Annotated in this window: 26 protein-coding genes; 16 read left to right on the plus strand and 10 right to left on the minus strand. The window is 68.0% G+C overall.

Features of this window, described 5'->3' with window-relative positions; translation table 11 throughout:
• The first annotated feature begins 278 nt into the window (after window positions 1–278).
• From AC1DR7_RS15130 to AC1DR7_RS15150, 5 genes are all read left to right on the plus strand, one after another.
• Window positions 279–2,027 carry a glutamine--tRNA ligase/YqeY domain fusion protein gene (locus AC1DR7_RS15130; RefSeq protein WP_478052090.1) on the plus strand — a complete coding sequence of 583 codons (1,749 nt, stop codon included), beginning with the start codon at window positions 279–281 and terminating at the stop codon, window positions 2,025–2,027.
• A 51-nt stretch (window positions 2,028–2,078) separates the two neighbouring features.
• Entirely contained in the window at window positions 2,079–2,741 is a 663-nt protein-coding gene (locus tag AC1DR7_RS15135) for a hypothetical protein (RefSeq protein ID WP_478052091.1), read from the plus strand.
• Window positions 2,742–2,852: 111 nt separating this feature from the next.
• Window positions 2,853–3,413, plus strand: coding sequence for a nucleoside deaminase (locus tag AC1DR7_RS15140; RefSeq protein ID WP_256774965.1), 561 nt, complete (start codon window positions 2,853–2,855; stop codon window positions 3,411–3,413).
• A gap of 24 nt (window positions 3,414–3,437) precedes the next feature.
• Window positions 3,438–4,484 (plus strand): 23S rRNA (cytidine(2498)-2'-O)-methyltransferase RlmM, encoded by a 1,047-nt coding sequence (rlmM, locus tag AC1DR7_RS15145; protein ID WP_256774964.1) that lies wholly within the window; start codon window positions 3,438–3,440, stop codon window positions 4,482–4,484.
• A 120-nt stretch (window positions 4,485–4,604) separates the two neighbouring features.
• Entirely contained in the window at window positions 4,605–5,000 is a 396-nt protein-coding gene (locus tag AC1DR7_RS15150) for an EF-hand domain-containing protein (RefSeq protein WP_478076544.1), read from the plus strand.
• Window positions 5,001–5,022: 22 nt separating this feature from the next.
• On the opposite strand, the gene AC1DR7_RS15155 is transcribed toward AC1DR7_RS15150, so the two are convergent.
• On the minus strand, window positions 5,023–6,198 hold the full coding sequence (locus tag AC1DR7_RS15155; RefSeq protein ID WP_478051172.1) for a UbiH/UbiF family hydroxylase: 1,176 nt from the start codon (window positions 6,196–6,198) through the stop codon (window positions 5,023–5,025).
• The gene (gene ubiH / locus AC1DR7_RS15160; protein ID WP_478051173.1) at window positions 6,195–7,400 is read right to left on the minus strand and encodes a 2-octaprenyl-6-methoxyphenyl hydroxylase; all 1,206 of its coding nucleotides are present in this window, start codon (window positions 7,398–7,400) and stop codon (window positions 6,195–6,197) included. The genes AC1DR7_RS15155 and ubiH overlap by 4 nt, the downstream gene beginning before the upstream one ends.
• A gap of 95 nt (window positions 7,401–7,495) precedes the next feature.
• Here ubiH and AC1DR7_RS15165 point away from each other — a divergent pair, with 95 nt between their 5' ends.
• The 10 genes from AC1DR7_RS15165 to AC1DR7_RS15210 all read left to right on the plus strand — a co-directional run bounded on the left by AC1DR7_RS15165 (window position 7,496) and on the right by AC1DR7_RS15210 (window position 17,473).
• Window positions 7,496–8,080 carry a hypothetical protein gene (locus AC1DR7_RS15165; protein WP_457318425.1) on the plus strand — a complete coding sequence of 195 codons (585 nt, stop codon included), beginning with the start codon at window positions 7,496–7,498 and terminating at the stop codon, window positions 8,078–8,080.
• Window positions 8,081–8,092: 12 nt separating this feature from the next.
• On the plus strand, window positions 8,093–8,647 hold the full coding sequence (locus AC1DR7_RS15170; RefSeq protein ID WP_478051174.1) for a cob(I)yrinic acid a,c-diamide adenosyltransferase: 555 nt from the start codon (window positions 8,093–8,095) through the stop codon (window positions 8,645–8,647).
• A gap of 33 nt (window positions 8,648–8,680) precedes the next feature.
• Window positions 8,681–9,592, plus strand: coding sequence for a histone deacetylase family protein (locus AC1DR7_RS15175; protein WP_256774958.1), 912 nt, complete (start codon window positions 8,681–8,683; stop codon window positions 9,590–9,592).
• A gap of 120 nt (window positions 9,593–9,712) precedes the next feature.
• The gene (gene lptD, locus AC1DR7_RS15180) at window positions 9,713–12,139 is read left to right on the plus strand and encodes an LPS-assembly protein LptD (RefSeq protein WP_478051175.1); all 2,427 of its coding nucleotides are present in this window, start codon (window positions 9,713–9,715) and stop codon (window positions 12,137–12,139) included.
• A complete protein-coding gene (locus tag AC1DR7_RS15185; protein WP_457318428.1) occupies window positions 12,136–13,488 on the plus strand; it encodes a peptidylprolyl isomerase in 1,353 nt (450 codons plus the stop codon). Before lptD ends, AC1DR7_RS15185 begins: the two co-directional genes overlap by 4 nt.
• Window positions 13,489–13,498: 10 nt before the next feature.
• A complete protein-coding gene (gene pdxA, locus AC1DR7_RS15190; RefSeq protein WP_457318429.1) occupies window positions 13,499–14,479 on the plus strand; it encodes a 4-hydroxythreonine-4-phosphate dehydrogenase PdxA in 981 nt (326 codons plus the stop codon).
• Window positions 14,476–15,306, plus strand: a complete 831-nt coding sequence (gene rsmA / locus AC1DR7_RS15195; RefSeq protein WP_457318430.1) for a 16S rRNA (adenine(1518)-N(6)/adenine(1519)-N(6))-dimethyltransferase RsmA — start codon at window positions 14,476–14,478, stop codon at window positions 15,304–15,306. The genes pdxA and rsmA overlap by 4 nt, the downstream gene beginning before the upstream one ends.
• Window positions 15,307–15,433: 127 nt before the next feature.
• Window positions 15,434–15,817 (plus strand): Co2+/Mg2+ efflux protein ApaG, encoded by a 384-nt coding sequence (gene apaG, locus AC1DR7_RS15200; RefSeq protein ID WP_256774953.1) that lies wholly within the window; start codon window positions 15,434–15,436, stop codon window positions 15,815–15,817.
• 13 nt (window positions 15,818–15,830) lie between these two features.
• On the plus strand, window positions 15,831–16,829 hold the full coding sequence (locus AC1DR7_RS15205) for a symmetrical bis(5'-nucleosyl)-tetraphosphatase (protein WP_256774952.1): 999 nt from the start codon (window positions 15,831–15,833) through the stop codon (window positions 16,827–16,829).
• Entirely contained in the window at window positions 16,826–17,473 is a 648-nt protein-coding gene (locus AC1DR7_RS15210) for a DUF1287 domain-containing protein (protein ID WP_457318432.1), read from the plus strand. Before AC1DR7_RS15205 ends, AC1DR7_RS15210 begins: the two co-directional genes overlap by 4 nt.
• 24 nt (window positions 17,474–17,497) lie before the next feature.
• Here the strand turns inward: AC1DR7_RS15210 and AC1DR7_RS15215 are convergent, their stop codons facing one another.
• The 8 genes from AC1DR7_RS15215 to AC1DR7_RS15250 form a co-directional block, all read right to left on the minus strand.
• Window positions 17,498–17,989, minus strand: a complete 492-nt coding sequence (locus AC1DR7_RS15215; RefSeq protein WP_478051176.1) for a dihydrofolate reductase — start codon at window positions 17,987–17,989, stop codon at window positions 17,498–17,500.
• Window positions 17,990–18,000: 11 nt separating this feature from the next.
• On the minus strand, window positions 18,001–18,795 hold the full coding sequence (locus AC1DR7_RS15220) for a thymidylate synthase (protein ID WP_478051177.1): 795 nt from the start codon (window positions 18,793–18,795) through the stop codon (window positions 18,001–18,003).
• Window positions 18,792–19,679 carry a prolipoprotein diacylglyceryl transferase gene (lgt, locus tag AC1DR7_RS15225; protein WP_478076545.1) on the minus strand — a complete coding sequence of 296 codons (888 nt, stop codon included), beginning with the start codon at window positions 19,677–19,679 and terminating at the stop codon, window positions 18,792–18,794. The genes AC1DR7_RS15220 and lgt overlap by 4 nt, the downstream gene beginning before the upstream one ends.
• A 51-nt stretch (window positions 19,680–19,730) precedes the next feature.
• Complete coding sequence (locus tag AC1DR7_RS15230; protein WP_256774947.1) at window positions 19,731–20,219, minus strand: TPM domain-containing protein; 489 nt, start codon at window positions 20,217–20,219, stop codon at window positions 19,731–19,733.
• Window positions 20,219–21,106: a TPM domain-containing protein gene (locus tag AC1DR7_RS15235; RefSeq protein WP_256775025.1), complete on the minus strand. Its 888-nt coding sequence runs from the start codon at window positions 21,104–21,106 to the stop codon at window positions 20,219–20,221. Before AC1DR7_RS15235 ends, AC1DR7_RS15230 begins: the two co-directional genes overlap by 1 nt.
• Window positions 21,107–21,116: 10 nt before the next feature.
• Window positions 21,117–21,764: a LemA family protein gene (locus AC1DR7_RS15240; protein WP_457318435.1), complete on the minus strand. Its 648-nt coding sequence runs from the start codon at window positions 21,762–21,764 to the stop codon at window positions 21,117–21,119.
• Between the two features lie 103 nt (window positions 21,765–21,867).
• The gene (locus AC1DR7_RS15245) at window positions 21,868–22,617 is read right to left on the minus strand and encodes a TerC family protein (RefSeq protein ID WP_256774945.1); all 750 of its coding nucleotides are present in this window, start codon (window positions 22,615–22,617) and stop codon (window positions 21,868–21,870) included.
• A 40-nt stretch (window positions 22,618–22,657) separates the two neighbouring features.
• Window positions 22,658–23,038 (minus strand): diacylglycerol kinase, encoded by a 381-nt coding sequence (locus AC1DR7_RS15250; protein WP_256774944.1) that lies wholly within the window; start codon window positions 23,036–23,038, stop codon window positions 22,658–22,660.
• Window positions 23,039–23,325: 287 nt separating this feature from the next.
• On the opposite strand from AC1DR7_RS15250, the gene AC1DR7_RS15255 reads away from it, so the two are divergent.
• Window positions 23,326–24,030 carry an SGNH/GDSL hydrolase family protein gene (locus tag AC1DR7_RS15255; protein ID WP_457318437.1) on the plus strand — a complete coding sequence of 235 codons (705 nt, stop codon included), beginning with the start codon at window positions 23,326–23,328 and terminating at the stop codon, window positions 24,028–24,030.
• The last annotated feature ends 181 nt before the right edge of the window (window positions 24,031–24,211 follow it).

A 24,211-nucleotide genomic window follows, 5' to 3' on the forward strand; every position in this document is an offset into this window, starting at 1 on the left:
CCCCTGAGTCAGGGGGCGGCGCCGAAGGCGCGGGGGTCTGGATGGTGATGAGACGGGACCCGCGGTTTGCGCAGCAAAGCGTGGGGCGRMAGCGCGAATGCGATGGCGCGYCCCCCCTGAGTCAGGGGGCGGCGCCGAAGGCGCSGGGGTCTGGATGGTGATGAGACGGGRCCCGCGGTTTGCGCAGCAAAGCGTGGGGCGAAAGCGCGAATGCGATGGCGCGTCTCCGACAGGCTAAACTGTTGGTCTTTCTGCCTTTTAGACTGCGACCGCGCATCATGTCCGAGCCTACTGCCGCCCCCACCGACGCCCTTCCGGAAACCCAGGAAAAACGGGACTTCATCCGTCAGATCGTCCGCGAGGACCTGGCCGCCGGCAAGCATGCCGCGATCAAGACGCGCTTCCCGCCCGAGCCCAATGGCTACCTGCACATCGGCCACGCCAAGTCGATCTGCCTGAACTTCGGCATCGCCGGTGAGTTCGGCGGCGTGTGCAACCTGCGTTTCGACGACACCAACCCGGCCAAGGAAGACCCCGAGTATGTCGCGGCCATCCAGGACGACGTGCGCTGGCTGGGCTTTGAATGGAACGAGCTGCGCCACGCCTCGGATTATTTCGATGCCTATTATCTGGCCGCGCAGAAGCTGATCGCCGATGGCAAGGCCTACGTGTGCGACCTGTCGGCCGAGGAAGTGCGCGCCTACCGCGGCACCCTGACCGAGCCGGGCCGCCCGTCGCCCTACCGCGAGCGCAGCGTGGAGGAAAACCTGGACCTGTTCGCACGCATGCGCGCCGGCGAGTTCCCGGACGGTGCGCGCACCGTCCGCGCGAAGATCGACATGGCCAGCGGCAACATCAACCTGCGCGACCCGGCCCTGTACCGGATCAAGCATGTCGAGCACCAGAACACCGGGAGTGCGTGGCCGATCTACCCGATGTACGACTTCGCGCATGCGCTGGGCGATTCCATCGAAGGCATTACCCACTCGCTGTGCACGCTGGAATTCGAAGACCACCGCCCGCTGTATGACTGGTGCGTGGACAACGTCGATTTCGCCCACAACCACGCGCTGACCCAACCGCTGGTCGATCGCGGCCTGCCGCGTGAGGCGGCCAAGCCGCGCCAGATCGAGTTCTCGCGCTTGAACATCAACTACACGGTGATGAGCAAGCGCAAGCTGATGGCGCTGGTCACCGAACAGCTGGTGGACGGCTGGGAAGACCCGCGCATGCCGACCCTGCAGGGCCTGCGCCGCCGCGGTTACACCCCGGCGGCGATGCGCCTGTTCGCCGAACGCGTGGGCATCAGCAAGCAGAACTCGCTGATCGATTTCAGCGTGCTCGAAGGCGCGCTCCGCGAAGACCTGGACAGGGCTGCCGCGCGTCGCATGGCGGTGATCGATCCGGTCAAGCTGGTGCTGACCAACCTGCCCGACGGCCACGAAGAAACCCTGACCTTCTCCAACCATCCCAAGGACGAAGCCTTCGGCACCCGCGAGGTGCCATTCGCCCGTGAGCTGTGGATCGAGCGCGAGGACTTTGCCGAAGTACCGCCGAAGGGCTGGAAGCGCCTGGTGCCGGGAGGCGAAGTGCGCCTGCGCGGGGCCGGCATCATCCGCTGCGATGAGGTGATCAAGGACGCCGATGGCACCATCACCGAGCTGCGCGGCTGGCTGGATCCGGCGTCGCGCCCGGGCATGGAAGGGGCCAACCGCAAGGTGAAGGGCACCATCCACTGGGTCAGCGCCGTGCACGCGGTGCCGGCCGAGATCCGCCTGTACGACCGTCTGTTCTCGGTGCCCAACCCGGACGATGAGTCCGAGGGCAAGACCTACCGCGATTACCTCAATCCGGCATCGCGCCGCACCGTCACCGGCTATGTCGAACCGGCCGCGGCCAGCGCCGCGCCGGAGCAGTCGTTCCAGTTCGAGCGTACCGGCTACTTCGTCGCCGACCGCCGCGACCACACTGCCGCCCGGCCGGTGTTCAATCGCAGCGTGACCCTGCGCGATACCTGGTCGGCCTGACCGGCGTACAACGATGCTGCTGCCAGGTGGCAGCATCTCGAGGAGGAAGCGATGGGCGTGTTGTCGGCGGTGCTGTATTTCTTCAGCCAGCATCCTTTCCTGAGCTTCCCGGTGTGCCTGTTGCTGGGTGGCCTGCTGGTCTGGTGGCGCGAAAACATGCTGTGGCTGCTCGGCGCGTTCCTGCTCGGCACGTTCAACATCGTCGCCGGCCAGATGGTCAATGCAGCGTTCCTCAACGCCGTGGGCGAGCGTGGCACCGGGGTGATCGTGCGCAGCGAGGAGACCAACTCCCGCCTCAACGAGCAGCCCATCTGGCGCTACGAGGCCATCGTGCATACCCGTGACGGCCGGGATGTGGAGACAACGCTGTTCACCCACACCGTCTCCCTGTGGCCGCTGCGCAACGAGATCCAGGTACCTGGTGTAAACCAGGTGTTCGAACTGAAGTACGTGCCCGGCTACCCGCGCAACATCGTGATCCTTACCGAGTCGTCGGCACACGGGCAGGCCCGGCAACGGTTGGCGGCACGCGAGGTCGTGGAGGTCGCCGAGCGGAAGTACCGTTTCAGCCCCGGCAATCCCGCGTTCGCGCAGGACTACCGGCAGGCGATGCAGGCGTTCATCGACGCCAACGATGGCGACCCGAACCAGCAGGTCGCGGTGACACGGTATCGCCACCAGCTGCGGGCGCTGGATGCGTCCCTCCCGCCCTGATCACCCCCCTCGCCCCCTTTTTCACGTGGCCGCGTTCAGCGCGGGCACGGCATCCCCCCGGGCGGCCCGATACACTGCCGCTGCTCCACCTTTGAAGAGGCCTACGTCCCGATGCTGTACGCGCAAGTCCATCTCACCCTGCCCGCCTGGATCCACGACCAGATCGACCTGGGCCGTGCCTATCCCGGTGACGCCGCCAAGGTCGCGCTGGCCATCGCGCTGTCGCGCCTGAATGTCGAGGCGCAGACCGGCGGTCCGTTCGGCGCGGTGGTGTTCGGCCCGGATGACCGCGTCATCGCCGCCGGCGTCAATCGCGTGGTGCCGCACAACACCTCGCTGGCGCATGCCGAGAACATGGCCTACATGCTGGCCCAGCAGCGCCTGCAGACCCCGCGGCTGAACGATGTGCTGAGCCCGATCACCCTGGCCACCTCGTCGCAGCCGTGCTGCCAGTGCTACGGCGCCACCGTCTGGGCCGGCATCGACCGGCTGTTGATCGGTGCCAGCGCGCAGGACGTGGAAGAACTGACCGCCTTCGACGAAGGCCCGCTACCGGCGGACTGGGTCGGTGAACTCAACAAGCGTGGCATCGAGGTCGTGCGCGACATCGAGCGCGACGCTGCGCGCGCGGTACTGCGCCAGTATGGAGAAACCAACGGTGCGCATTACTGACCGCTGCGCTTCGGGCGCGATTGTATGACCGGCCTGCTGTGCCTGTGCCGGCAGGGCTTCGAGCCGGAACTGGCGGGCGAACTGTCCGAGCGCGCCGCTTACGCCGGCATCGCCGGCTATGCGCGCACCCAGCGCAACGACGGCTATGTGCTGTTTGCCACCGACGAAGGCGCGGCGCTGTCCAAGGCATTGCCGTGGCGTTCGCTGATCTTCGCCCGGCAGAAGATGGTGGTGCTGGCCGAACTGCCGCAACTGGATGCGGCCGACCGCATCACCCCGATCATCGCCGCGCTGCAGGGCCAGCAGCGTTTCGGCGACATGTGGGTGGAGCACCCCGATTCGGATGAAGGCAAGCCGCTGGCCGGCCTGGCCCGCGCGTTCGGCAACGCGCTGCGTCCGGCGCTGCGCAAGGCCGGCCTGCTGACCGACAAGCCCAACACCGGGTTGCCGCGCCTGCACATCGTCTTCGTCGACGGTCGCCATGCCTTCGTGTGCGTGGCCGATACCCGTGACAGCGCGCCGTGGGTGCTGGGCATCCCGCGCCTGAAGCTGCTGCCCGACGCGCCCTCGCGTTCGGCGTTGAAGCTGGAGGAGGCGCTGCTGACCTTGATGACCCCGGAAGAGCGCGAGCTGTTGGTCAAGCCGGGCATGCGCGCGGCCGACCTGGGCGCTGCACCCGGTGGCTGGACCTGGGTGTTGACCCGCCAGCACGTCAGGGTGATCAGCGTGGACAACGGCCCGCTGCGCGAGCACGTGCTGGAGACCGGGCTGGTCGAGCATCTGCGTGCGGATGGTTTCCATTGGAAACCCGACGCAGCGCTGGACTGGATGGTCTGCGATATGGTCGAGCAGCCGCGCCGGGTGGCCGAACGGATGGCGACCTGGTTCCGCGAGGGCTGGTGCAAGCATGCGATCTTCAACCTCAAGCTGCCGATGAAGAAGCGCTGGGACGAAACACGGTCGTGCCTGGACCTGTTCCAGGAACAGGCCGGCAAGCCGCTGGTGGTGCGCGCCAAGCAGCTGTACCACGATCGCGAAGAGATCACGGTGCTGGCCTCGCCGCTGCGCTGACCCACGCCGAAATACCGGTAGAGCCGGGCCATGCCCGGCTGGCCGCGCAACGCGCGGCAATGATCGATACACGCCGGGCATGGCCCGGCGTTACCCCCACGTCAAAAGAACGGAGTTCCCATGCGACCTCGCTCTGCCCCGGTCCTGCTGCTGTCCCTCCTGCCGGCCTTCGCGTGGGCCCAGGTGCACACGCCGTCGCCGGCCATCAGCGAACCGCTCCGCGAAGTGCCGGCCAGCGTGCGCACGCAGGCGCTGTCGGAAGGGCGCGTCACCGAGCAGGTGACCCTGCCCGCCGCCGCGGGCGAAGCCCAGGTGACGGTGCGCTCGGTGCAGCCGGTGAGCGTCGTCGGACAATATCGGTTTGCGTTCAGTACGCTGGATGTGGACGGCGATGGGTTCATCAGCCGCGCCGAGGCCCAGGCCAACCMGRCACTGGCCGATGAGTTCACCGCGCTGGACGTAAAGCGGCGCGGCAAGCTGGATCGCGCCGACCTGGCCGGTTGGCTGGTGGATTGACGCCGCCGGGCACCGGCCGGTACTACAACCCGGCCGCGCGCTTCCAGAACATCGATACCAGCGGCGGCAGCTTGCCCGCGCAGCCCAGCGCGCGACCGCGCGCCAGCGTCAGGTGCATCTCATCGTTGGAGAACACCGTGTTGATCGCATCGAAGCTGTAGGCGGCGACCGTATTCTCGCTGCGCCGTTCGCGCGCCCAGCGCTGCAGCCGGTGCGGCGACATCCAGTCCTGGCGGCGCTGCTGCGCGGCCAGCACCATCGCCTGCAGGGCCGCGACATCGCGCAGGCCGAGATTGACGCCCTGCCCGGCCAGCGGATGCACCACGTGCGCGGCATCGCCCAGGGCCAGCACGCGACCGGCCACATACCCGGTAGCCAGCTGACGACGCAGTGGGAATGCCGCGCGCGGGGATGCCAGCGTCATCGCGCCGAGGCGTCCGGCAAACGCGTTGGTCAACTCACGTCCGAAGGCGGCCTCGTCCAACGCCAGCACGCGTTCGGCCTCGGCCTCGGGCAGGGTCCACACGATCGAGCTGCGGCGCGCGCTGATCGGCAGCACCGCCAGCGGCCCCGTCACCAGGAAGCGCTGCCATGCCGTGGCTTCGTTGTCCTTCTCGCTGTCCACGTAGGCGACCACGCCACGCTGGCCGTAGTCCTGGCGCGTGACCTCCAGACCGGCCAGCCGGCGCAGGGTGGATTCGGCACCGTCGGCGGCGATCGCCAGCGAGGCCTCCAGCCGGCGTCCATCCTCCAGCCGCAGGCGCACGCCGTCGGCGTCCTGTTCCAGCGCGTCTACCCGCGCCGGGCAGCACAGCTGCACACCGGCCGTCGGCAGCGCCGCCCACAACCGATCCACCAGCAGTTCGTTCTCGACGATCCAGCCGAGTTGTTCGCGCCCCAGGGTGTCGGCATCGAAGCGCAGTTCATCGCCACCGCCGGCATCCCACACGCGCATGCGCCGGTAGGCGCAGGCACGCGCGGCCGTGACCGCCGGCCACACACCGAGCGCGGTGAGCAGCTGTGCGTTGTCCGGGGCGAATGCATACACGCGCAGATCCGGTTGTTGCGGCTGCCACGATGACGGCTCGCGGCCTTCCACCAGGGTGACCTCCAGCCCGGCCTCGGCCAGCGCCAGCGCACAGGCCGCGCCGACCACGCCGCCACCGACCACGATCACATCGCGCGCGCGCCGGCTCATGCGCTTACTCCGCGACACAGCGCCGGCACCTGTCCACGGAAGCCCATCGCACCGCCGACCAGCATCGACTGCATCGGCGTGGCCTGTGCTGCAAGCAACCCGAGACTGCGCAGCGGACGCATCAGCGGCGCCGGGTTGCTGGTCAACCGGGCCAGTCCACCGGAGAAGGCGATGGTCTGCTGCCGGTCTTCCTCGCGGCGCGCCACGTACGCCTGCAGCAGTGCATCGCTGCCGGCATCGTCGGCCTCGGCCACCAGCTCGGCCAAGGTCAGCGCATCGCGCAGGCCCAGGTTGAAGCCCTGTGCACCGAGCGGATGGATGGTCTGCGCGGCGTTGCCGAGCAGCACCGCACGTTCGCCGACCAGGGCCTGGGCCAGCACCTGGATCAGCGGATAGGCGCTGCGCGGCCCACTCTCCAGCAGCCGTCCGGCGCGCCAGCCGATCGCCGCCTGCAGGCGCTGCAGCCACGCCGCATCGCCCAGCGCCATGACCGCATCGGCCGCCTCGCGGGCCACGCCATGCACGGCGCCGTAGTGGCGGTCGCCACGCGGCAGCAGCGCGGTGGGGCCGGTATCGGTGAAACGCTCGTAGGCCGTGCCATCCGGCGCACGCGCGCTGCGCACCCGCGAAACGAACAGGGTCTGCTCGAAATCATGCGCGTCCACGCCGATGGCGAGCGCCTCGCGCACGCCGCTGCGGGTACCGTCGGCGCCCACCACCAGCCGCGCCAGCAGACGGCGCTCGCCGTCGTCATCGGCAATGAACACCTCACGATGGCCGTCGACGGTGCCGCCCAGGCGCACGAAGCGCGCCGGACGGTAGCGGGTGAGATGGGCCAGCGACTGCAGCCGGGTTTCCAGCGCCGCGCCGAAATCGCGCGCCACCACCACCTGGCCAAACCACGGCCGCTGGTACTGGGCGGCGTCCATCTGCACGCGGCCGAAATCTCCGGCACGGCTGACGTGGATGCGGGTGATCGCCCCGGTCGCCGATCCCAGCAGCTGCATCACGCCCAGGGCGGTCAAGGCGTTGACCGTGGCTGCGGCAAAGCTGAGGTTGCGCTGGTCGAACACCGCCGGCAGCGTCCCTGCCGGGGTCGCTTCCACCAGCCCGACGTCGCGCCCAACGCGGTCCAGCGCGATGGCCAGGCTCGCACCGACCAGCCCGCCGCCCACGATCACTACATCATGTCGTTCACTCATACCGCCCATGATAAGCCGTCGACCGTTGCGGGCGCGTGCGGCGGCGTGCCGCAGCAGGCGCTAGAATGAACGCTGAACCCCTTCCCGTGTCTGCCATGACCCCCCTTGCCCACCGCGCCTTCGTCCTGTCCGTGCTCGTGCTGCTGATGGCCGCGACCCGGGTAAATCATTTCGCGGCGATCCCGGATGCGTCCTGGGCAGTGTTCTTCGTCGGCGGCTTCTACCTGCGCAGCTGGACCCGCTGGGCGTTCCCGCTGCTGATGGCACTGGCGATCGTGATCGATGTGCTGGTGATCCGCGCCAGCGGCCAGCCGTACCTGCAGCACTACTGCGTGTCGCCCGGCACCTGGATGCTGCTGCCGGCCTACTTCTCGATGTGGGCTGGCGGCATGCTGCTGCGCCAGGGCTACCACGGCGCGCGCTGGAGCACGCTGGGCAAGGCCGCGCTGCTGCTGGTCGGCGCGGTGGCGGTATGCCACCTGTTCGCGCAGGGCGGTTTCTACTGGAGCAGCGACATGGTCGCCAACCCGACGCTGGCCGGCTGGCTGCAGAACTACGCCGACTGGTTCGTGCCGTACCTGCGTACCGCGGCGATCTACGTCGGCCTGGCCGCCGCGCTGCAACTGGCCACCGAACAGGTCGGCAAGCTGCTGCAGGCCCGCCACGACGTGCTGCACTGAGCCGCCGTCGCGATGGGCAACCGGCTTTCGCGCATCTACACCCGCACCGGCGATGACGGCAGCACCGGCCTGGGCGATGGCAGCCGGGTGCCCAAGGACGACGCCCGGGTCAACGCCTACGGCACCGTCGACGAGGCCAATTCGGCGCTGGGCGTGCTGCTGGCGGTCACCCTGCCCGACGACGTGCGGGCGCTGCTCACCACCGTGCAGCACCAGCTGTTCGACCTGGGCGGCGAGCTATGCATTCCCGGCCATGCCGCGATCCAGGCCGCCGACATCGACGCACTGGAAAAGCAGCTGGACCACTACAACGCCGACCTGCCGGTCTTGAAGGAATTCATCCTGCCCGCCGGTGGCGAGGCCGCCGCGCGTTGCCACCTGGTCCGCACCATCGTCCGCCGCGCCGAGCGCGACACGGTGACGCTGGCGCGGCTGGAGCCCGTCCGCGCCGAGGCCATCGGTTACCTCAACCGGCTCTCGGACCTGCTGTTCGTGCTGGCCCGCGTGCTGGCCCGTGCCGATGGCCACGGCGAAGTGCTGTGGCGGCACGAGCGCCGCCACGCCTGAGCGCCCTGGCGCCCCACCGGAACCCCTGCCCGCATGCTGGTCTTTACCCATCCTGCCTGTCTGCAACACGATCCCGGCCGCGGCCACCCCGAGTCCCCGCAGCGCCTGCAGGTGGTGCTGGATGCATTGCATGCGGCCTTTCCGGACCAGCTGGACTGGCGGGAGGCACCGGCCGCCAAGCTCGGTGAGCTGGCCCGCGTACACGACAGCGAGCTGATCGACCTGGTCCTCAAGCCGCAGTCCGAACCGCTGCGGCTGATCGACATGGACACCCTGACCTCGCCCGGCTCGGCCAGCGCCGCCCTGCATGCCGCTGGCGCCGGTGTGGCTGCCGTGGATGCGGTGATGCTCGGCGATGACCCGGTCGCGTTCTGCGCGGTGCGCCCGCCCGGCCACCACGCCACCGCCAGCACCGCGATGGGCTTCTGTCTGTTCAACAACATCGCCGTGGCCGCGGCCTACGCGCGCGACCGCTACGGGTTGGAGCGCATCGCCATCATCGATTTCGACGTCCACCACGGCAACGGCACCCAGGACATCTTCATCGCCGACCCCGGCGTGGCCTACTACAGCACCCACCAGGCCGGCCTGTTCCCCAACTCCGGCCTGCGTCGCGACCGCGGCGCGGGCAACCTGATGAACATCCTGCTGCCCCCGGGCAGCGGCGGCTTCCGCTTCCGCAATACCTGGGCCGACGAGATGCTGCCGGCGATCGATGACTTCCGTCCGCAGCTGCTGCTGATCTCGGCCGGCTTCGATGCCCATCTGCGCGATCCACAGGCCGACCTGATGCTGGAGACCGACGATTTCGCCTGGATCACCGCCGAGCTGCGCAGCCTGGCGCGCCGCCATGGCGGCGGCCGCGTGGTGTCGATGCTGGAGGGCGGTTACGACCTGCAGGCCTTGGCCGAGTGCAGTGTGGCCCACGTCGGCCAATTGCGCTGAGTACCTGCGCGGGCGGCCCCTGCGCATGAACCTGAACCCCCGGCCGGGCAAAGCCTTCATTGCCCCTATGCAAGGGATGGGGCAAGCTACGATCCGTTTTCGCCCGAATCCGACTACCGCGTGCGCCGAGCCCTCCGCCTGCTGCCTCTCCCCCTGAGCATCGCCATCTGCCTGCCGGCCCTGGCCGACGACAAACCGGTGAACTGGGGCCTGTGCCCAGCCACCGACGTCCTGCCTGTGTTCGACGATGCCCCCAAAGCCGACAAGGCTGCTGCCGCCACCCGCGACCAGCAGGACACCGACATCGAGGGGGACCAGCTGTTCGGCACCACCACGGTCCCTCAATACCAGGGCAACGTGGCGCTCAAGCGCGGCGACCAGTTCCTGGGTACCGACCACCTGAGCTTCGACACCGAAAGCGGCAACTACATCGCCGAGGGCAACGTCCGCTACCAGGACTCCTCGATCCGGATGGTGGCCAAGCGTGCCGAGGGCAACCAGGAAGCGGACACCCACAAGATCAGCGACATCAAGTACCAGCTGGTCTCGCGGCGCGGCAACGGCGTGGCCGACTCGGTCGACCTGCAGGGCGCGGTGGGGCAGATGCATCGCTCCACCTACACCACCTGCGATCCGTCCCAGCCGGTGTGGAAGCTGTCGGCGCCGCAGATCGAAGTGGACAACGACGAAGGCTTCGGCACCGCGCGCAACGCGGTGCTGCGGATCGGCAAGGTGCCGGTGCTGTGGGCGCCGTACTTCAAGTTCCCCATCGATGACCGTCGCCAGACCGGCCTGCTGTACCCGCAGCTCGGCCTGTCCGGCCGCAACGGCTTCGACTATGCCCAGCCGATCTACTTCAACCTGGCGCCGAACTACGACGACACCTTGACCCCGCGCTACATGAGCAAGCGCGGGCTGATGCTGAGCAACGAGTTCCGCTACCTGTACGACGGTGGCCGTGGCGAGCTGCAGACCAGCTACCTGCCCAACGACAAGCTGCGTGACCGCGATCGCGGCCAGTTCCAGTTCGGCGGTTACCACAACATCAATACCAACTGGCAGGCCCGTGCCAACCTGGCCTGGGTCAGCGACGAGCGTTATACCGAAGACTTCGCCAACCGCCTGCTCGGGGTGACCGCGTCCAACCTGCAGAGCCAGATCGGCATCTACGGCACCGGTGAAAACTGGACCGGCGGCCTGATGGCCGACTACTGGCAGCTCACCGATTACACCCTGACCGAAGCCGCGCTGCCTTACGCGCGGCAGCCGCGTGCGTTCTTCACCTGGGACAAGCCGCTGCTGCCGTGGCTGGAAACCGGCGTGTATGCCGAGGCCGTGCGCTTCACCCACAAGGACATCAACGGCAAGATCGTCGACGCCGATGGTGAGTACGTGCGCGACGGGACCAGCACCGAGATGTTCGGCGGGTCGCGCCTGGACGTCAAACCGTACGTGTCCATGCCCTTCAGCGGCGCGGCCTGGTATGTGACCCCGACCCTGGCCTACCGCTACACCGCCTATCAGCTGGACCGTGGGCTGGCCGACCAGGTCCGCCGGCAGAACATGACTGCCGAGGAAATCGCCAACGCCACTCCGGAGCAGCTGCGCGGCAATACTTCGCCCACCCGCAGCCTGCCGATCGTCAGCCTGGACGCGGGCATGTTCTTCGACCGCGAAACCACCATCGGCGGCAAGTCGTTCCTGCATACGCTTGAGCCGCGCCTGTTCTACCTGCGCACGCCCTACCGCGACCAGAGCGACCTGCCGATCTTCGACACCCGCGACTTCACCTTCAGCTGGGGCCAGCTGTTCCGCGATTCGCGCTACACCGGCGCCGACCGCCAGAACGATGCCAACCAGCTGACCATGGCGATGAGCACCCGCTTCATCGACCAGACCACCGGCAAGGAGCGTTTCTCGGGCAGCATCGGCCAGATCCTGTACTTCGACGACTCGCGGGTGACCATCAACAACGCGCAGTCGCCGGTGGAACAGGGCAAGTCGGCGTGGATCGCCGATGCCAATTACGCCATCAACGACCGCTGGAACCTGGGCGCCACCTACCAGTGGGATCCCAAGTACAAGCGTGAGGACCTGGCCAGCGTGCGTGCGCGCTACCTGATGTCCAACGACGGCATCGTCAACATCTCCTACCGCCACCGCCTCAACCCCGATGGCACCGACCTGCTCAAGCAGGCCGACCTGTCCTTCCTGTATCCGCTCAGCCCGCGCTGGAGCCTGGTGGGCCGCTACTACTACTCCATCGAAGACAAGAAGCCGCTGGAAATCATCGGCGGCGTGCAGTGGGACAGCTGCTGCCTGGCCGTCCGCGCCATCGCCCGCCGCTACGTGCGCAACCGCGAGGGCGAGCTCAACAATTCCTTCCAGATCGAGTTCGTGCTCAAGGGCCTGAGCTCCATCGGCCAGGACACGGACCGTACCTTGCGCCGTGCTATTCTCGGGTACTACCGAGACGACCTGTATCTCGTGCCGCCCAGCAATACCGGGGCGGACCGTGACGACTATGATCCGAACCTGATCCCATGACCAAGACCCTTCCCGTTCTACTCGCTTCCCTGCTGGCGGTCTCGACCGTCTCCGCACCGCTGCAGGTGCTGGCCCAGCAGAGCCAGCCGCTGGATCGCATTGCCGCCATCGTCGATGAAGACGTGGTGCTGCAGAGCGAACTGGACCGCGCGATCCAGAACATCAAGGCGCAGTACGCCGGGCGCGAGAACCAGCTGCCGCCGGAAGACGTGCTCAGCCGCCAGGTGCTCGAGCGCCTGGTGCTGGTCAAGCTGCAGGTGGCCCGTGCCGAAAGCAGCGGGATCAAGGTCAGCGACCAGGAGCTCAACCAGGCCCTGAACGCGATCGCCCAGCAGAACGGGTCCAACCTGGACGCCCTGCGCCAGCGTCTGGCCCGTGACGGCATCGACTTCAACGACTTCCGCGCCTCGGTCCGCGACGAAATCACCGTGCAGCGCCTGCGCCAGAGTTTCGCGCAGAGCCGCATCAGCGTCAGCGAGGGTGAAGTGGATGCCGCACTGAAGCAGCAGGCCACCGTGGGCACGCAGTACCACCTGGCGCACATCCTGATTGCCCTGCCCGAAGGCGCCACCGCCGAGCAGATCACCACCGGCCAGAAGAAGGCCGATGGCGTCAAGGCACTGCTGGACAAGAACGAGCTGGACTTCAATGCTGCTGCGGTGCGCTATTCCGACAGCCCCAACGCGCTGGAAGGCGGCGACCTGGGCTGGCGCTCGCTGGATGAAATCCCCAATGCGTTCGCGCAGATGATGACCCAGATGAAGGCCGGCGACGTGGTCGGCCCGATCCGCGGCCCGAGCGGCTTCCAGCTGCTCAAGCTGGTGGAAGTGCGTGATGCCAGCGCTGCGGCCGGTGGCCAGACCATCACCGAGTACCACGGCCGTCACATCCTGGTGCGCGTGACCGACCAGCAGGACAACGCCGCAGCCAAGGCCAAGATCGACACCCTGCGTGCGCGCATCGCCGGCGGTGCGGACTTCCAGGAAGTGGCCAAGGAATCGTCCGAGGACACCAACAGCAAGGGCCAGGGCGGCGATCTGGGTTGGTTCCCGGCCGACGCGTTCGGTCCGGAATTCGGCAAGCAGGTCTCCGGCGTGAGCGACGGCGGCGTCAGCCCGCCGTTCCGCACCGATGCCGGCTGGCACATCGTCCAGCGCGTTGCCACGCGCCAGACCGATGCCACGACCGACAACCAGCGCGGCCAGATCCGCGAAACCATTGGTCGTCGCAAGCTGGAAGAAGAGTACAACCGCTTCCTGCAGGAACTGCGTGGCGAAGCCTACGTGAACCTGCGCACCGGCGCCGACAGCACCACGCCGGCCACGCCCGCCACGCCGCCGAAGTCCTGAGGCCTGGCCGGTGATCCCGCAGCTCGCTCTGGTACCGGGCGAGCCCGCCGGGATCGGCCCGGAACTCTGCCTTCGACTGATTCAGCAGCCGCGCACCGATTGCCGGCTGCTGGCCTTCGCAGACCCCGATACCCTGCGTGCGGCCGCCGCCGCGCTGTCGCTGCCACTGCAGCTCCTGCCTGAAGACGCCATCGCCCGCCAGCCGGGCGATCTGCCGTTGCGCGAGATCCGCAATGCCGTGCCGTCCCGCTTCGGCCAGGCCGACCCGGCCAATGCCGGTGCGGTGATCGGCGCGCTGTTGGGGGCCGGCCAGGCCTGCCTGTCCGGTGCGCTGCACGGCGTGGTGACCGGCCCGGTGCACAAGGCCGTGATCAACCAGGGCGGCATCGCCTACAGCGGCACCACCGAACTGCTGGCCGACCAGGCCGGGGTCGAGGTGGTGATGATGCTGGCCAACGACGTCGTGCGCGTGGCCCTGGCCACTACCCACCTGCCCCTGCGCGCGGTCGCCGACGCCATCACCGCCGAGGGACTGACGCGCACCCTGCAGACCGTGCACGCAGCGATGCGGCGCGACTTCGGCATCGCCGCCCCGCGTATCGCCGTGCTCGGGCTCAACCCGCATGCCGGCGAAGACGGCCACCTGGGTCGTGAAGAGCTCGACCTGATCATCCCGCTGCTGCAGCGCCTGCGCGCCGAGGGCATGGACCTGATCGGCCCGCTGCCCGCCGACACCGCCTTTCTGCCGGCCAAGCTGGCCGGTTTCGATGCCGTGCTGGCCATGTATCACGACCAGGGCCTGCCGGTGCTCAAGTACAGCGGCTTCGAACAGGCGGTCAACATCACCCTGGGCCTGCCCTACCCGCGGGTCGCGGTCGACCACGGCACCGCGCTGGACCTGGCCGGCCGTGGCATTGCCGACCCTTCCAGCCTCTTCGCTGCCACCGGCCTGTGTGCCCGGCTGGCGCGGCAACGTACACTGGTGCCATGACTTCACCGTATTCCTCTTCTGCCGCCGGGTTCACCGGACCGGCCAAAAAGCAGCTCGGCCAGCACTTCCTGGCCGACCGCACCTATATCGACCGGATCGTGCTGGCGGTCAACCCGAAGGGCGAGGACCGCCTGGTCGAGATCGGCCCGGGCCAGGGCGCCATCACCCTGCCATTGCTGCGTCGCCATCCACGCCTGACCGTGATCGAGTTCGATCGCGACCTGGTCGGCCCGCTGGCGGCCGCCGCCGAGCCGCTGGGTGAGATGACCATCATCCACCGCGACGTGCTGCAGGTGAACTTCACCGAGCTCGCCGACGGCGGCCAGATCCGGCTGGTCGGCAACCTGCCCTACAACATCTCCTCGCCGATCCTGTTCCATGCGCTGGACCACGCGGCGGTGATCACCGACATGCACTTCATGCTGCAGAAGGAAGTGGTCGACCGCATGGCCGCCGATCCCGGCAGCAAGGTCTATGGCCGGCTGAGCGTGATGCTGCAGGCGTTCTGCAAGGTGACCGCGCTGTTCGTGGTGCCGCCGGGCGCGTTCCGGCCGCCACCGAAGGTCGATTCGGCCGTGGTGCGGCTGGTGCCGCGCGATCCGGCCACGGTCGGCATCCTCGACCGCAAGCGCTTCGCCGATGTGGTGCGGGCCGCCTTCGGGCAGCGCCGCAAGACCCTGCGCAATGCGTTGAATGGCGTCTGCACGCCCGAGCAGTTCGAGGCGGCCGGGGTGCGCAGCGATGCGCGTGCCGAGCAGCTGGACGTGGCCCAGTTCATCGCGCTGGCCAACGTGCCGTGCAGCGACGGCGACGACGTGGCGAAGTAAGCCGCGCGCCGCCGTGCGACCTTGACCGGCCGCACCCACGTAAAACCGCCTGAATTCCATGCCGGGGCGCGCAGCCAGCCTGTGCTGCGCTCACCTCAACGTGCACAACTTTCACTAAACTGCCTGCATGAACGACGCTGCCAATTACGCGATCTCGGTCGAAGTCGCCCCGCGTTTCCTCGACGACCAGTCCACGCCGGAGGACGGCCGCTACGCGTTCGCCTACACCATCCGCATCCACAACCAGGGACGCGTCGCCGCGCGCCTGGTGGCGCGCCACTGGCGTATCACCGATGCCAATGGCCGCATCGAGCATGTCGACGGCGAGGGTGTGATCGGCGAGCAGCCGCGGCTGCGCCCGGGTGAAGACTTCCGTTACACCTCCGGTGTCATGCTGGAGACTGAACACGGCACGATGCAGGGGCATTACGACATGGTGGCAGACGATGGCACCGAGTTCGCCGCCGCGATCGCGCCGTTCGTGTTGACCGTTCCGCGCACGCTGCACTGATGGAGACGCACGCATGAGTGTCTGGGCCATCGGCGACCTGCAGGGCTGCTACGACGTTACCCAGCGGTTGCTGGAAAAGATCAAGTTCGACCCGGCGGTCGACAAACTCTGGTTCTGCGGCGACCTGGTCAACCGCGGGGGGCAGTCGCTGGAAACCCTGCGCCTGGTCCACTCGTTGCGCGAGAGCAGCGTGATCGTGCTGGGAAATCATGACCTGTCCCTGCTGGCGGTCGGCGCGCGCACCGAGGAAGAACAACGCAAGGTCAACCCGGACCTGCTGCGCATCGTGCAGGCCGAGGACCGCGACGTGCTGCTGGAGTGGCTGCGCCTGCAGAAACTGGCACACGTGGACCGCGAACTGGGCTGGATGATGATCCATGCCGGCCTCGCCCCGAAGTGGACCACCCAGCTGGCCGAGAAACACGCCCGCGAAGTGGAGGCACAGCTGCACGGCAGCGGCTACCGCAAGCTGTTCCGCAACATGTACGGCGACAAGCCGAGCTGGTCGCCCGGCCTGGCCGGCTACGACCGTTCGCGCGCGATCATCAACCTGTTCACGCGCATGCGTTACTGCACCCCGCGTGGCCGGATCGGAATCGAGGACAAAGGCACCCCGGGTACGCAGGAACAAGGCCTGTACCCGTGGTTCGAAGTCCCCGGCCGCGCCGAGCGCGACCTCAAGATCGTCTGCGGGCATTGGTCCGCACTCGGCCTGACCATCACCCAGGGCGTGCACGCCATCGACACCGGTGCGGTGTGGGGCGGCAAGCTCACCGCGCTGCAGCTGGACACCGAGGAACTGCGCGTGGTCCAGGTGCCGGGCCGTGACGTGCCCAAGCCGGTTTCCCCGCCGCGTCCGCCGGCACGCCGCCCGGCGGTCGAGGGCGAGCAGAACACTGGCCGACCGCCGCGTCAGGGCCAGCGCCGTGATCGAGGCGCGCGCAACCCGCAGCCGCGCCGCAATCCGGAACCGGCCGGCGACACCGGTGGAAGCACGCCGACGCCTGCATGAGCGGAACCGTGCGGTGGCTGTTGATGGGCCTGCTGGCCACCGTGGGCATTGGCTGCCAACGCGCACCGGATCCGGACACAGCCACGGCCTACCCGCCGGTTGCAGCAAGGACGGCCGATGCCACGGCACCCTCGCCGCCGTTGGTCGCGGCCGCGCGTCGCCAGGTGGGACAGACCGTGCGTTACGACCCGGCCTATACCGTACTGGACTATCCCGGCGGTGATGTCGCGCTCGACCGCGGCGTGTGCACCGATGTGATCGTGCGTGCCTTGCGCAGCCAGGGCCTGGACCTGCAGCAGCGCATCCACGAGGACATGCGCGGGCATTTCAGCGCGTACCCGCCGCTGTGGGGCCTGTCGCGGCCGGATCGCAACATCGACCATCGGCGCGTCCCCAACCTGATGCGCTGGTTCGAGCGCCAGGGCTGGCAACAGTCCATCTCCAGGCGGCCGACCGATTTCGCCGCTGGCGACATCGTGGCCTGGACGCTCAGCGGCAGCGGCCTGCTGCACGTGGGCATCGTCTCGGACCGCCGACACCACGACGGCACGCCCCTGATCCTGCACAACATCGCCCGCGGCACGCAGGAAGAAAACCTGCTGTTCCAGCACACGATCATCGGGCATTACCGACCGCCGGCCTGAGCAGGCAGGCTCGTTCGGCCGTGCTCAGCGCCGGCGGTAATCCACGAAATCAAAGGCAAGTGCGTGCCGCGCATCGGCCGCATGGTGCTCGCGCGCCACCTCGACCCACAGGTCCGGATCCACCGCGGGAAAGTGGGTATCGGCCTGCACCGTCGTGTCCACCCAGGTCAGGTGCAGATCGGTCGCCTGCGCCATCGCCAGCCGGTAAATCTCGCCACCGCCGATCACGCACAGCTCGTCGGCACCGGCCTCGGTGGCGTACTGGAGCGCCTGTTCGATCGACGCCACCGCCTGCATGCCCGCGAACGGCACCTTCCCGCTGCGGGTCAGCACCAGGTTGGGCCGTCCGGGCAGCGCGCGGCCCAGCGATTCCGCCGTCCTGCGTCCCATCAGGATCGGCTTGCCGAGGGTCAGCGCCTTGAAACGCTTGAGGTCGTCCGGCAGCTGCCATGGCAGCTGGTTGTCATGGCCGATGCCATGGTCGCGGTCGAGCGCGGCGATCAGGGAGAGCTTCATGCGCGAGCCGCTCATACCGCCACCGGCGCCTTGATCGCCGGATGCGGGTCGTAACCGTCGATGCGGATGTCGTCGAACTGGAAACCGAACAGGTCGGTCACCGCCGGGTTCAACCACAGCGTGGGCAGCGCGCGCGGTTCACGGGCCAACTGTTCGCGTGCCTGCTCGAAATGGTTCGAGTACAGGTGCGCATCGCCCAGCGTATGCACGAAGTCGCCCACGCCCAACCCGGTCGCCTGCGCCATCATGTGGGTCAGCAGCGCGTAGCTGGCGATGTTGAACGGCACGCCGAGGAAGATGTCACCGCTGCGCTGGTAAAGCTGGCAGCTGAGCTTGCCGTCGACCACGTAGAACTGGAACAGGTTGTGGCACGGCATCAACGCCATCTGCGACAGCTCGCCGACATTCCAGGCGCTGACCACCAGCCGCCGCGAATCCGGATTGCGCTTGATCTCCTCCACCAGCCACTGCATCTGGTCGATGCTGCCGCCATCGGCAGTGGCCCAGCTGCGCCACTGCTTGCCGTAGATCGGACCGAGATCGCCATCGGCATCGGCCCACTCGTCCCAGATCCGCACCTGGTTGTCCTTGAGGTACCCGATGTTGGTATCGCCCTTCAGGAACCACAGCAGCTCATGGATGATCGAGCGCAGGTGCAGCTTTTTGGTGGTCACCAGCGGAAAGCCGTCGGCCAGGTTGAAACGCATCTGCCAGCCGAACACGCTGCGCGTGCCGGTGCCGGTGCGGTCGGACTTCTCGGTGCCGTGCTCCAGCACGTGCTGGAGCAGGTCCAGATACGCCTTCATGCGCGGGCCCCGGCGGCGACCGGCAGCACCGGCTGCAGCACCGGCGCGCGGCGCGACAGCGCCAGCAGCACCAGACCGAAGGCCACCAGCGGCAGGCTCAACAGCTGGCCGCGGGTGAACCAGTCGAAGGCGAGGTAGACGCCGTTGTCGGGCATGCGCACGAACTCCACCGCAAAGCGGAAGATGCCGTACATCAACGCGAACAGACCGGAGATCACGTAGCGATGGCGCGGCTTGGCCGACACCGCCCACAGCACCACGAACATCACCAGGCCTTCCAGCAGCGCTTCATACAGCTGCGAGGGATGACGGGCGTACGGGTTGAGCGCGCCGGTGGCGAACTGTTCTTTGAGCGTGGCCAGGTCCAGCCCGTTCAACGGCGCCGGCAGGCCACTGGGAAACACCACGCCCCAGCTGCCATCGGTGTACTTGCCCCACAGTTCGGCGCCGATGAAGTTGCCGATGCGGCCAAAGCCCAGCCCCAGCGGCACCAGCGGAGAMATGAAATCCAGGGTGTCGAACAGGTGCAGGCGGTGCTTGCGCGACCAATACCACGAGGCGAACAGCACGCCCAGCAGGCCACCATGGAAGCTCATGCCGCCATCCCACACCTTGAACAGCAGCAACGGGTTGTGCAGGAAATCAGACAGCGCATAGAACAGCATGTAGCCCACGCGCCCGCCCACCACCACGCCGAGCATGGCGTAGAACAGCAGGTCGGAGAACCCGTTGGCGTCCACACCGGGCAGCCTGCCCGCTGCGATCCGCCGGCGCCCCAGCCACCAGGCCGCGGTGAAGCCGAGCAGGTACATGATGCCGTACCAATGCACCTTGATCGGCCCGAGCGAGATGGCGATGGGGTCGATATCGTGGAAATAGATCATGGGCGATGCCTTGCAGGTAAGCGGCTATTCTCGGCCCAGCAGGCCGCCACCTCAACCAAGCAGCTGCGGGGTGTTCGGCAGGCCGTCATCCTGGGACCCGGGAACGGGCGGATAGTGCCCGGCCAGCAACGTGGAGACCTCCTCGATCGCCTGCAGCACGCCGTCCTGCAGATCGCCCTGGCGCAGTCGTTGCTGCAGGTGCGCGCAAATCTCCTGCCACTGTGCCTCGCCGATGCGACCACGCAGGCCCCGGTCGGCGACCAGCTCGATGGCGTGGTCGGCCAGCAGCAGGTAGATCAAGACGCCGTTGTTGTGCTCGGTATCCCAGGTCCGCAGCTGGGCGAAGGCGTGTTCGGCACGCTGGCGCGGGCTGAGCCCTTGCCACAGCGCCAGCCACGGCAGCTCGGCTTCGACGGCGAACATCACCTGGCCACCATGTCGGCGTTCGCCGGCAGTGATCGCCTCGGTGATGGCCTGCAGTCGTGCCGGCGGGAACGTACGCCGCACGGACGGTGAGAACACATGTCGCCACCAGCGCATCACCAGCCCCCCGAGGCGCCACCGCCTCCCGAACGTCCACCGCCGCCGCCCCAGCCGCCACCGCCGCCGAAACCGCCGCCGCCTCCAAAGCCGCCGCCACCGCCCCAACCGCCGCCCCCCCACCCGCCACTGCGGGCGAAGGCGCCGGCCCGGCCCGAGGACAGGCCGACGACCAGGCCGATCAGGCCAGCCAGGCCACTGGCCAGCCACAGCGAGGTGAACAGGAACGCCGCCACGGCCGCGCCGCCGCCGCCGAGCAGCGCGCGCACCGGGCGCGGCAGCCAGCCGAGGATGGCGCGCAGGAAACTGCCGACGAAGAAACCGATCACCAGGGCGAAAGTCCAGCCGTCGCCATCGGGGTTTGGCGTCGCACGGTGGGTGCTGACTGGCGCGGGCAGTGCCTCGCCATCGATCAGCTTGACCAGCGCCGCACTGGCGTCGGCCAGACCGCCGGCATAGTCGTTGTCGCGGAAGCGCGGGGCGAGATATTCCTGGATCACGCGGTTGGCGATTGCATCGGGAATGGCACCTTCCAGGCCGTAGCCCGGCTCGATGCGGACCCGGCGATCATCCTTGGCCACCACCAGCAGCACGCCATCGTCCACGCCCTTGCGGCCGATCTTCCACTGCTCGAACACTCGCTGGGTGTACTGCTCGATGGTCTCCGGCGCGGTGCTGGGCACCATCAGGATCTGCAGCTGGCTACCCTTGCGCTGCTGCAGCGCCAGCGCCTGCGCTTCCAGCGCCTGCACCTGCGCCGCATCCAAGGTGCCGGTGGTATCGACCACCGGCGAGTGCATCGGCGGAATCACCGCATCGGCGGCCTGCGCCCACGCCGGCAACGCCAGCCACAGGCAGACCAGCAACAGGCCACGCAGCAGACCGATGTTCACCGCCTCAGTGCGCCGGGGCTTGCTGCGGCTGCGGTGCCGGGGCGGGCGCGGGGGCCGGCGCAGGGGCCTGCGAACCGAACTTCACCGCCGGCGGCTGCGAGATCTGCGCTTCGTTGTCCACGGTGAAGTTGGGCTTGACCGCATAGCCGAAGATCTTGGCGGTGATCACCTGCGGGAACGAGCGGATGTAGGTGTTGTAGGCCTGCACCATCTCGATGTAGCGACCGCGCGCCACGGTGATGCGGTTTTCGGTGCCTTCCAGCTGCGCCTGCAGGTCGCGGAAGCCCTGGTCGGACTTGAGGTTCGGATAGTTCTCGGTGACCACCAGCAGACGCGACAACGCGCCGCTCAGTTCGCCCTGGGCCTGCTGGAACTGCTTGAGCGACGCGGCGTCGTCCGCGTTGACGTTGATCTGGCCCACGCGCGAGCGCGCATTGGTCACATCGGTCAGCACCTGGCGTTCCTGGTTGGCATAGCCTTCCACGGTCTGCACCAGGTTGGGGATCAGATCGGCGCGGCGCTTGTACTGGTTGAGCACTTCGGCCCAACCGGCCTTGACCTGCTCATCCTTCTGCTGGATGGCGTTGTAGCCACAGCCGGACAGCAGGGAGGCCAGCACGGCCAACAACAACAGGCGGGAGAACGATCGCATGGCCGGCTCCGGATCTCGATGAACGGGATCCGGAGCATGCCACGTTTGCGGTAAAGCCCGCGTAACCACCCACGCCCCCTCAGTCAGGGGCTGCCGCGTTCGCTTACCAGTTGCCGGCGCCCGGCACGTGGTTGGCCACCGCGCGGCGGCGCATCAGCAGGTTCAGCCATTCCACCAGCACCGAGAAGCCCATCGCGGCGTAGATGTAGGGCTTGGGCACGTGCACGCTCAGGCCGTCCAGGATCAGCACCACGCCGATCAGCAGGATGAAGGCCAGGGCCAGCATCTTCACGGTCGGGTTGGCGTCGATGAAGCGGCCCAGCGGGTTGGCGGCCAGCAGCATTACCGCCACCGACAGCAGGATCGCAGCGACCATCACCGGGATGTGGTCGGCGATGCCGACGGCGGTGATCACCGAATCCAGCGAGAACACGATGTCGATTACCGCGATCTGGGCGATGACCATGCCGAACACGGCCGAGGCCTTGGTGGTGGTCGGGTCGGCGTCGTCGCCGCCGGAGATCAGCTCGCGGATCTCCATGCTGCCCTTGATGATCAGGAACAGGCCGCCAAGGATCAGCACCAGATCGCGGATCGAGATGCCCAGACCGGCGACGGTGAACAGGTTCTGCTCCATGTGCGCCAGGTAGGCCAGCGACACCAGCAGGGCGATGCGGGTGATGCAGGCCACGGCGATGCCGAGCTTGCGCGCGAACGGACGGCGCGCTTCGGGCAGCTTGCTCACGGCGATGGAGATGAAGACCAGGTTGTCGATGCCGAGCACGATTTCCAGCGCGCTCAGCGTGAACAGGGTCAACCAGACGTTCGGGTCGGACAGCAACTCAAGGGACATGGGCGTGGATCCTTACAAGGGGGAATGAGCGGGGGGCCGCTCAGAAAAATCGCGGCAGCAGGACAAGGCCCCAGCACAGCAGCACGTTCATCATCAGCACGAACACCGCCGCCGAGCCCATGTCCTTGGCGCGGCCAGCCATCTCGTGGAATTCGCTGCCATAGCGTTCGATCACCGCTTCGATGGCGGAGTTGGCCAGCTCCATGGCCAGCACCAGCAGCATCGAGCCGATCATCAGGGCACGCTCGACCGGGCTCTGGCCCAGCCACAGCGCGACCGGGGCCAGCACCACCAGCAGGTAGACCTCCAGGCGGAACGAGGACTCGTGCAGCCAGGCCGCACGCAGGCCCTGCCAGGACCACACGGCGGCCTTGAAGATGCGCTTGGGGCCGCGCGGCATGTGCCCGATTTCATCAGCCACGGCTGCACGCTCCGTATTGCGGGCCGGGCCGGGACGTGGGGAACAGCACGCAGCGAGGGGTCATGGGCAGGGCTGAATGGGCAGGCAATCCGTCATTTTGCCACAAGCCTGCCGGCGCATCGTCGAAGGCGGCCGGGCCGCTGCCGTGGTAATGGGCGTTGCCGGGTGGTGGAACCGGGGGGTCACTGCCTCGCCAGCGCGGGTAAAGCAGGGCCTGGCGTCAGCTTCTATGATGGGGTTCAACCGATCCAGGCGCCCCGATGGGCGCGTTGCCGAGGAGTCTGCCCATGCATTACCGCTGCACCCGCCCCCTGCTGCTCGCCCTGGCGCTGGGCGCCGCCCTGCCCGCCTTTGCCCTGTCACCGCCCGCGCCCCCGCAGGTGCCGGCGCAGGTCTCCAACGTGGCCTGGGCGCAGGACATGGCCGACTTCGCCAAGGCCGATGCGGCCACCCCGCCGCCGCGTGGCGGCATCGAGTTCATCGGCAGTTCGTCGATCCGGATGTGGCACAGCCTGGCGACCGATTTCCCGGAGCAGCCGGTGTTCAACCGTGGCTTCGGCGGTTCGGAGGTGCGCGACAGCACCTGGTACGCCGGCCAGATCGTGGTGCCGTACGCGCCGTGCAAGGTGTTCTTCTACGCCGGCGACAACGACCTCAACAGCGGGCGCACGCCGGTGCAGGTGCGCGACGACGTGGTGGCCTTCGTGCAGCGGGTGCATCGCGACCTGCCGACGACGACGGTGGAGGTGATTTCGATCAAGCCCAGCCCGTCGCGCGCGCAGCTGCTGCCGGCCGTGGTGGAGGCCAACGGGCTGATCCGGCAAGCGCTGGCCAAGCTGCCGCAAACCGGCTTCACCGATGTCTACACGCCGATGCTGGGCGCTGACGGACAGCCGCGTGCGGCGTTGTTCCGCGAGGACATGCTGCATATGACGCCAGAGGGGTATGCGATCTGGCGGAAGGCGCTGGCGCCGAAGGTGCAGTGCGAGTGACGCGCGGTTTGCTGCGGGTGGGACGGGGCGGGTGAGGCCGCGGGGCACGCTGCAAGTACATCCCTGTAAGCTCCTGAGCCGCATCCATGCGGCTCAAGGGCCCCGCCCCCTCACCCACCCCGCCCCTCGACAGAAAATCGGCGCGTTGGGGTGAAGATCAAGAGCGTGCCGACCAACGGTC

Source organism: Stenotrophomonas sp. P5_A9, from assembly GCF_056400525.1.

Bases quoted from the DNA above. Each gene is read 5' to 3' on its own strand.
- AC1DR7_RS15130 (WP_478052090.1), top strand. From the start codon at position 279: ATGTCCGAGCCTACTGCCGCCCCCACCGACGCCCTTCCGGAAACCCAG.
- AC1DR7_RS15135 (WP_478052091.1), top strand. From the start codon at position 2,079: ATGGGCGTGTTGTCGGCGGTGCTGTATTTCTTCAGCCAGCATCCTTTC.
- AC1DR7_RS15140 (WP_256774965.1), top strand. From the start codon at position 2,853: ATGCTGTACGCGCAAGTCCATCTCACCCTGCCCGCCTGGATCCACGAC.
- rlmM (WP_256774964.1), top strand. From the start codon at position 3,438: ATGACCGGCCTGCTGTGCCTGTGCCGGCAGGGCTTCGAGCCGGAACTG.
- AC1DR7_RS15155 (WP_478051172.1), bottom strand. From the start codon at position 6,198: ATGAGCCGGCGCGCGCGCGATGTGATCGTGGTCGGTGGCGGCGTGGTC.
- ubiH (WP_478051173.1), bottom strand. From the start codon at position 7,400: ATGAGTGAACGACATGATGTAGTGATCGTGGGCGGCGGGCTGGTCGGT.
- AC1DR7_RS15165 (WP_457318425.1), top strand. From the start codon at position 7,496: ATGACCCCCCTTGCCCACCGCGCCTTCGTCCTGTCCGTGCTCGTGCTG.
- AC1DR7_RS15170 (WP_478051174.1), top strand. From the start codon at position 8,093: ATGGGCAACCGGCTTTCGCGCATCTACACCCGCACCGGCGATGACGGC.
- AC1DR7_RS15175 (WP_256774958.1), top strand. From the start codon at position 8,681: ATGCTGGTCTTTACCCATCCTGCCTGTCTGCAACACGATCCCGGCCGC.
- AC1DR7_RS15185 (WP_457318428.1), top strand. From the start codon at position 12,136: ATGACCAAGACCCTTCCCGTTCTACTCGCTTCCCTGCTGGCGGTCTCG.
- rsmA (WP_457318430.1), top strand. From the start codon at position 14,476: ATGACTTCACCGTATTCCTCTTCTGCCGCCGGGTTCACCGGACCGGCC.
- apaG (WP_256774953.1), top strand. From the start codon at position 15,434: ATGAACGACGCTGCCAATTACGCGATCTCGGTCGAAGTCGCCCCGCGT.
- AC1DR7_RS15205 (WP_256774952.1), top strand. From the start codon at position 15,831: ATGAGTGTCTGGGCCATCGGCGACCTGCAGGGCTGCTACGACGTTACC.
- AC1DR7_RS15210 (WP_457318432.1), top strand. From the start codon at position 16,826: ATGAGCGGAACCGTGCGGTGGCTGTTGATGGGCCTGCTGGCCACCGTG.
- AC1DR7_RS15215 (WP_478051176.1), bottom strand. From the start codon at position 17,989: ATGAAGCTCTCCCTGATCGCCGCGCTCGACCGCGACCATGGCATCGGC.
- AC1DR7_RS15220 (WP_478051177.1), bottom strand. From the start codon at position 18,795: ATGAAGGCGTATCTGGACCTGCTCCAGCACGTGCTGGAGCACGGCACC.
- AC1DR7_RS15230 (WP_256774947.1), bottom strand. From the start codon at position 20,219: ATGCGCTGGTGGCGACATGTGTTCTCACCGTCCGTGCGGCGTACGTTC.
- AC1DR7_RS15240 (WP_457318435.1), bottom strand. From the start codon at position 21,764: ATGCGATCGTTCTCCCGCCTGTTGTTGTTGGCCGTGCTGGCCTCCCTG.
- AC1DR7_RS15245 (WP_256774945.1), bottom strand. From the start codon at position 22,617: ATGTCCCTTGAGTTGCTGTCCGACCCGAACGTCTGGTTGACCCTGTTC.
- AC1DR7_RS15255 (WP_457318437.1), top strand. From the start codon at position 23,326: ATGCATTACCGCTGCACCCGCCCCCTGCTGCTCGCCCTGGCGCTGGGC.